The organism is Chamaesiphon sp. VAR_69_metabat_338, from assembly GCF_031423935.1.
Lineage (GTDB): Bacteria > Cyanobacteriota > Cyanobacteriia > Cyanobacteriales > Chamaesiphonaceae > Chamaesiphon.
In genome coordinates, this window is sequence record NZ_JANPGM010000480.1 from 1 (window position 1) to 3,267 (window position 3,267).

Consider the following 3,267-nt stretch of genomic DNA (forward strand, 5'->3'; position numbering starts at 1 on the left):
CAAGTTGATTGGAAGCTCCGCACCGACGATCGGGTAATTTTGCGCGAACGAACGAATATTCGCCATCTCACGCCCGTCGAACTCTACGGCGAAGCCATCGATGGCCATTATCCAGTGACGTTGCCAGATTTAGGCGTAGTAGACGTCTCATTTATTTCGGCGACCAAAATTTTACCAGCCTTAAAACTCCTGCTGGCTCCGCCACACGAACTCATATTGCTAGTAAAACCGCAGTTTGAGGTGGGTAAAAGCGCGATCGGGAAGAATGGAGTAGTTAGAGACTTAGCAGCTCAAGCCGGGGCGATTTTCGGGGTATTAACGGCAGCTCAAGATTTGGGTTGGCACTATCGCGGCTTGACTTGGTCGCCATTAGTCGGGCCAGCCGGAAATATGGAGTATTTGTTGTGGTTGGATGCGATCGGTGACGAACTCGTCACGACACCAGATTTAGCCGCGATGGAGTTACTGACAGAGGCAGCACATCAGGAATTATCAGCTCGATCTCGATCGGGTATTTAAAAACCATTGGCGATCGATCTTTGGAGAGATTAAGACTTGGCATCTATTGAAGATCCGCAGGATCGGGAACTTCGATCGAGATCCGCCAACTTTGCGCCCAATCTCGGATCGCTAGTGGCAAATAGTGCCTGAAGACAAGCTATGATATTGCAGAAATTCGATTTATCTACCCCTAATTGTTATGGCGATGCAACTGCGTGTCTATGTCCCCCCACATCCATTAATCAAGCATTGGTTGGGGATGGCGCGGAATGTCGAGACTACGCCCAAAATCATGCGTCAAACCTTGGCCGAACTGGGCAAATGGTTGGCTTACGAAGCAATTAGGGAATGGCTACCGACGATCGACATCGAGATTCCGACCCCGATGGCGGAAACTACTGCAACTTTCGTCCATCCGCAGACTAAACTGGCGATCGTCCCGATTCTCAGAGCGGGATTGACCTTAGTTGATGGCATTCAGTCGGTGCTACCGCTAGAATCGGCAATTTATCATCTGGGATTGGTGCGCGACGAAGAGACATTACTTCCCAGTTGCTATCTCAATAAATTACCCGATCGATTCGACCCACAGACGCGCATCCTCATCGCCGAGCCGATGCTGGCGACTGGCGGGACGATAATGCAGGCGATGAACGAACTGGTGAGTAGAGGGATCGATCCGGCTTACGTGCGGATTATTGCTGTTATCGCCGCACCGCCAGCTCTGCAAAAACTCAGCGAGGTGTATCCGACACTGAGTGTTTATGCGGCGATGATTGACGAACACGTTAATGAATCGGGTTTTATCGTCCCTGGCTTAGGTGATGTCGGCGATCGCGCCTTTGGCACCACTTAAATTAATTGATAATTGATAATTGGGTTGTTATGATGGGGGCTTAAACTCTCACATAACAGCAATCCACCTTTTAGATGAGTTATTTAAATCCCTGTTGTTTGTTAAACGCGATCGATCTAAGATCTAAGATCTAAGTAGCTGAATGCATTGCTGTTTTAATAAATGCAAATTGTTGCTTATACTTATACCGATCCAATAATTGAAGCATCAGCACTCAGCGAGATCTGGGGCTGGGAGATCGATCGAGTATATCGGGACTTGAGAGCGTGTCACGAACTCGATCGATTGTTGCAAGATAGTAGCGATCGACGGATAGACTATTTATTAGTCAGACGGTTGGATGAATTGGGCGAATCGGTGCGCGAGGTACGGCAAGTTTTAGCTAAATTACAAGCAGCACAAATTAAATTAATTACTACCGAAACTGAAATTGAGCCGCAATTAAATTTGCTGCAACTCATCGATAAAATCCAATCGCCGCTTGCCACCCCGCACCGCTAGCGCGCCGCGATCGTTAGCGGGATTGGTTCATTGCGCGCATTGCGGTCAAACTATGACTGTGACTACCGTCAGCGCACCGCGTCGAGTCGAAAAATATTTATATCTACGTCCGACTAATTGCGATCGCCAACCTCAGTGTAAATCGATTCGTTACGAGCGCGTTTTGAATGCGACGATCGAGCGGATTTGTACGGATTTATCATTAGCAGTCAGTCAAGCAAATCTACCTAATTTAGATGGATTTAAAGCCAAAATCTCCCAAGATATTAGCGATAAACAACAGACGATCGAGCGATTGCCAGCATCGCTCGGCGAGGGTATAATCGATTCTCCACAGGAGAAACTACGCCAGCGGGAAACTGTCTATTTACAGACATATAAACTCAAAACCGAAATCTCACAATTGCAAGATCGATTAGCCGCCTTGCCACCTGTAAATCTCCAAGCTTTAGCTCAAACTGTGTCGATTCCGCAGTTTTGGTTAGATTTATCTGAGTCCGAACGCCGTTTCTATTTTCGGGAATTTATGAGATCGATCTCGATCGATCCGCAAGCTGCTAATTTAGATCTACAATTGCAGTTTATCTTCTGAAAACTTTAGTTAAGGTTGTTGGGTTTCACTAAGCATCTAAAACCTAAAACCTAAAGCCTAAAACCTAAATATAATACATCGGACTATTTTGCCGTTGCGCTTCTAACGTCTTCGCTAAATCTTGGAGAGTATAACTTTGCAGAATCTCATGCATCGAATCTTTAATTCCGGCAAAAGTTTGCACGATGACGGTTTTTTCGAGAGTATTAGGAGTAGTCGGATCGACTTTTTTGCGATCGCCACCACCCTCGATCGCGACCACCACATCTAGTAACGTAATCTGCCACAGTTCTCTAGCGAGGAGATAACCACCTTTCATGCCGCGCTGACTGGAGAGAATCCCTTGCCGTTTGAGCAATGTAAAAATCTGATCGAGATATCGCTCCGGTAACGACTGACTCGCCGCAATCTCATTCACCTTCAGCGGCTTGCCTTGCGACTGTCGATCGGCAATTTCCAGCAGCGCAACTAAAGCATATTCTAGTCGAGAAGATAGTTCCACAGGCAGTTCGATCGGATACTATATTTAAAGATATCACGGTTTTCCGCTCGATCTGGAGTAGTTATAGCAGTTCCCAACTCCCATACTGTGGTACCGCAACTCCCCGCTCCCCGCTGTCTTGTCTTGACGCACACAACCTGGAGGAAACCTCCAGGTTGTGTGCGTCGCTGACTGAAACGCACGCTGAGGGAACCGTCTGTCTTGTCTCGCATAATCCGGGAGGGAACCTCCCGGCTGCGAGCCGCTAGCGACACGTCTCGCTTCGCTCGTCTACAGCGCGATTTCAGTCGCTCCCCGCTCCCCGCAAAACACCGA

5 protein-coding genes are annotated in these 3,267 nt (G+C 47.8%); 4 read left to right on the plus strand and 1 reads right to left on the minus strand.

Annotated elements, in window-relative coordinates:
- The 4 genes from RMO84_RS13260 to RMO84_RS13275 form a co-directional block, all read left to right on the plus strand.
- The coding region (locus tag RMO84_RS13260) for an SAM-dependent methyltransferase (RefSeq protein WP_396135853.1) at nt 1–519 on the plus strand (519 nt) is incomplete at its 5' end.
- A 181-nt stretch (nt 520–700) separates the two neighbouring features.
- The gene (gene upp, locus RMO84_RS13265; RefSeq protein ID WP_310488924.1) at nt 701–1,357 is read left to right on the plus strand and encodes a uracil phosphoribosyltransferase; all 657 of its coding nucleotides are present in this window, start codon (nt 701–703) and stop codon (nt 1,355–1,357) included.
- Between the two features lie 162 nt (nt 1,358–1,519).
- Nucleotides 1,520–1,858, plus strand: coding sequence for a recombinase family protein (locus RMO84_RS13270; RefSeq protein WP_310488925.1), 339 nt, complete (start codon nt 1,520–1,522; stop codon nt 1,856–1,858).
- Complete coding sequence (locus RMO84_RS13275) at nt 1,839–2,450, plus strand: zinc ribbon domain-containing protein (protein WP_310488926.1); 612 nt, start codon at nt 1,839–1,841, stop codon at nt 2,448–2,450. Before RMO84_RS13270 ends, RMO84_RS13275 begins: the two co-directional genes overlap by 20 nt.
- Before the next feature lie 64 nt (nt 2,451–2,514).
- On the opposite strand, the gene RMO84_RS13280 is transcribed toward RMO84_RS13275, so the two are convergent.
- Nucleotides 2,515–2,952, minus strand: coding sequence for an Rrf2 family transcriptional regulator (locus RMO84_RS13280; protein WP_310488927.1), 438 nt, complete (start codon nt 2,950–2,952; stop codon nt 2,515–2,517).
- Nucleotides 2,953–3,267: the final 315 nt, after the last annotated feature.